Annotated in this window: 3 protein-coding genes; all 3 read left to right on the top strand. The window is 45.0% G+C overall.

Annotation, left to right across the window (positions count from 1 at the left end):
* Positions 1 to 286: CopG family ribbon-helix-helix protein (locus ACWA6V_RS19490; RefSeq protein WP_449524054.1), on the top strand; the 286-nt coding region annotated here is incomplete at its 5' end.
* Positions 267 to 560 (top strand): type II toxin-antitoxin system RelE/ParE family toxin, encoded by a 294-nt coding sequence (locus ACWA6V_RS19485; RefSeq protein WP_449524053.1) that lies wholly within the window; start codon positions 267 to 269, stop codon positions 558 to 560. The genes ACWA6V_RS19490 and ACWA6V_RS19485, both read left to right, overlap by 20 nt.
* A 1,607-nt stretch (positions 561 to 2,167) precedes the next feature.
* The coding region (locus tag ACWA6V_RS19480; protein WP_449524052.1) for a PQQ-dependent sugar dehydrogenase at positions 2,168 to 3,373 on the top strand (1,206 nt) is incomplete at its 3' end.

The following is a 3,373-nucleotide window of genomic DNA, read 5'->3' as shown; positions in this document are numbered from 1 at the left end:
GGTTTCAAGAGAACCTCATAGATTCTTGGAGAGTCCCATGAGCTTAAAAGCAACTTCAGTAAGGCTTGATGATGAAACTTTGGCCAGAATTGGCCAGATGGCAGACGCTATGGATAGGCCGCGCGCCTGGTTAATGGCGGAGGCTATTAAGCAATATGTTGCGCGCGAAGAGTGGTTTTTGCTTGAGGTAGAAAAGGGTGTTAGAGCAGCGGAAGAGGGTCGCTTAATCGACCACAAGGATATAAAGGCTACGTGGGAGGCTAAGCGTGCAGCTCAAATGGACTGATTTTGCCGAGGTTGATTTAGAAAATATCGAAGCTTATATTACTAAGGAAAATAGTCTCTCTGTCGCAATTGATGTCGTTCTGCGTATTGTTGATAACGTTCATTTAATTTTGTCGGATTATCCTCGCGCAGGCAGACAAGGTCGCGTGAAAGATACGCGCGAGTTGGTTGTTGATGGTCTTCCTTTTATTGTTATATATCGTGAGAATTCCAAGGTTAATTGCATTGAAATTTTGCGTGTTTTGCATAATGCACAGTGGTGGCCGACAGCCTAAAGATTCATTGAAAAACGGCTAAATTCGACTGGGAAAAAGCCCGCTTTCGGACTTGAAGAGGTTGTTTTTTGATCGGGACTAAAAAGCAAATTTACGCACTGAAATTCTAGTGTTCTAGTATGGTAGTTGTGCGGGTAAATTGATTAAAAAGTGATCGGCTGTGTGCGGCGTTTATGTGCAAACTACCGGCAAGCCCTCTAGCCATCAGACTCGCAAAATTGGGGGCATGTGAGGGGGCATAATTGAGAAGTGAGGTTTTTAAGGTGTTTGATTTTAAAAGGTTTTTTGTTCACTTCAAGTCAGGCCTCGGCACCATCTACAAATCGCAAGTTATCGCGATTACCTCAAAGCCCTGCAATTGCAGGGCTTTTTGTTTTCCATAAGCTATTTCTGATCGGTTAATCATTGGCGAGCCTCTGGCTCAGAGGCTTATTTCAATCCTATGTTGGTAGTGAGCGTTGGGCTTTAGCTAGCGTCAATGAGCTTTAAAATGCATGCTTTATCAGTGACGCAAGAAATGATTTTTTAGGTGATACCACATTTTTGATAATTACGAGAATATTCTGTGGTGAAGAAGAACGTTTGCACTTCCACTGGCATACCTCAGCCAAGTGGGGGCAATGTGTCCGGCGCCATAATCGGAGCTAAAATGTCCTACTCCAATTTGGTTGTATTTTCTTTTGGATCTATCGATACACTATTGATTACAGTGTCTTTTTTAGAGCGGCTAACGGAATCTATTTTGGCTGCTCGATTTCGTAGAATCATCGCTACGATACAGAAAATAATAAAGCTGAAAAGTACCGCTACCAACCATAAGTTACCTTCAATAATCGACATAAATTACTCCACAGTTTTCACCTGATTGCACTCCCATATGTATTTGACCATAGGCCTGGACTAAAACAGAGTCGGTGCGGATGCGAACATACAGTAATCGTATTCAATAAATTGCAAATGCTTGCAAAAGTGAGTAGAGATTTCCCGCTAATTTTTGTCGCACTATTTGTGTGAGGTACATCTCTTTATTGTGGTCATTCTTTTGGAACAAACCCGTACGGTTGAATAACACCAACCGTACGAACCATTTTGTCCGTTCGTAGCTTCGGTGATTAAACCTATTCCGCTATAAAAAACACCTGCCGAATGTGATGTGTTTGGCTAAAAAACTGCTGTTTCATCCCATGTTTCTGCAAGTCGCCAAAGTGAGATGAGTTTTGCTCCAGTGGTTCCTATCATAGGTTGGCTCAGTGAACCCTATAACTCTCCGTTTAATCACAAGTAAGAATAATAAGTAGCAAGGTTTTCAGTGGGCAATCAACTGTGAGGTTATTCCGTAATTTCATCTCCATTTTTTAACTTCCACGCAGCACACCGTACATAGCAAGTAAAGCTTTTGCGTCGCACTGCGTCATTCCGGTTCTATTGGAGGCAACTCAATGAACACCTTTATAAATATAACTAGGTGGTGCAGAAGTATTCACAACCTGTGTTGCGCGCTTGCGGTAGTTATATCTGCGCTGTTTGTCGCTGTATCAGCAATGGCGCAAGCGCCGAAATCCACTGATTTTCAGCGGACGGTGGTAGCGGAGGGATTGGATTTACCCATGGAGTTTGAAATTTCTGCCGATGGCCGCGCATTTGTCGTGAGCAAGTGCGGCAAGTTTTACGGTTGGAAATTGGATGCGGGTATCGCTACTGTCACATCCACTGTGCCCAATGTGCGCTGTGTATTTGAAGATGGATTACTGAGCGTCGCGCTCGATCCCAAATTTACCCAGAACGGTTTTATTTATTTTCAATACACCTCACCCGGCAGTAAAACCCGCGTATCGCGTTTTACGGTAAATGCCAACAACGCGCTGGTTGCCGGCTCTGAATCCATTATGTTGGAGTGGATTACCGGCAACGAAGCACATGGCCACATGGGCGGCAGCTTGAAGTTTGATAAAAGCGGCAACCTGTTGATCACCACCGGTGATAACAATGCAGCGAGTGGTTATTTCTCCGAAGGTGCGCAAGCGACCTCGGGTAATACCAATGATTTGCGCGGTAAAGTATTGCGTATTACGCCGACATCCGATGGCAAATACACCATTCCGGCGGGCAATTTATTTCCCGCCAGTGCAACCCATCGCGCTGAAATTTACGGCATGGGTTTCCGTAATCCCTTCCGCATTAATATCGACCCCTTGACGGGTTATGCCTACCTTGGCGATATCGGCCCTGATTCTTCCACTGCAAGCGCAGAAGGTCCTGGTGGAATGGATGAGCTGAATGAACTGCGCACGGCAGGAAATTATGGCTGGCCCTACATTGTTGGTTTTAACGAGCCTTATGCCGGTTTTAATCCGAATAACATTGTTAATAATCACGCCCGCAATACCGGTGCAAAAAATTTACCGGCGGCTAAACCGGCGCTCTGGACTATTCGCCACCAGGCGACCATGGCGGGGCCGGTGTATCGTTTTAATCCAGCGATTACCAACGAATTTAAATTGCCCGAGTATTACGACGGCCATTTGATTTTTTGGGATTTCAACAGCAGCAAATTTTCAACGATTAATTTGGCAGCGGGTGCCAATCCACCCGTTGCTGAAGATTTTCCGATAAACACGGCAAATTTTCAGGGTGCGATTGATGTAGAACTTGATCCACGCACCCATCAACTTTATGTATTGCAATGGGGTTCAGGTTGCTGCGATAAGGAGCCCTTTGGTAACGGTGTTTTGTATCGCTTTGATTACATCGGCGATCGCGATAACGGCACCAATCTCGCGGTGGGTGGTGTTGCAAATGCAACGACTGAAACC

The organism is Cellvibrio sp. (genome assembly GCF_053579595.1).
This window is presented reverse-complemented; position numbering and strand designations above follow the sequence as displayed.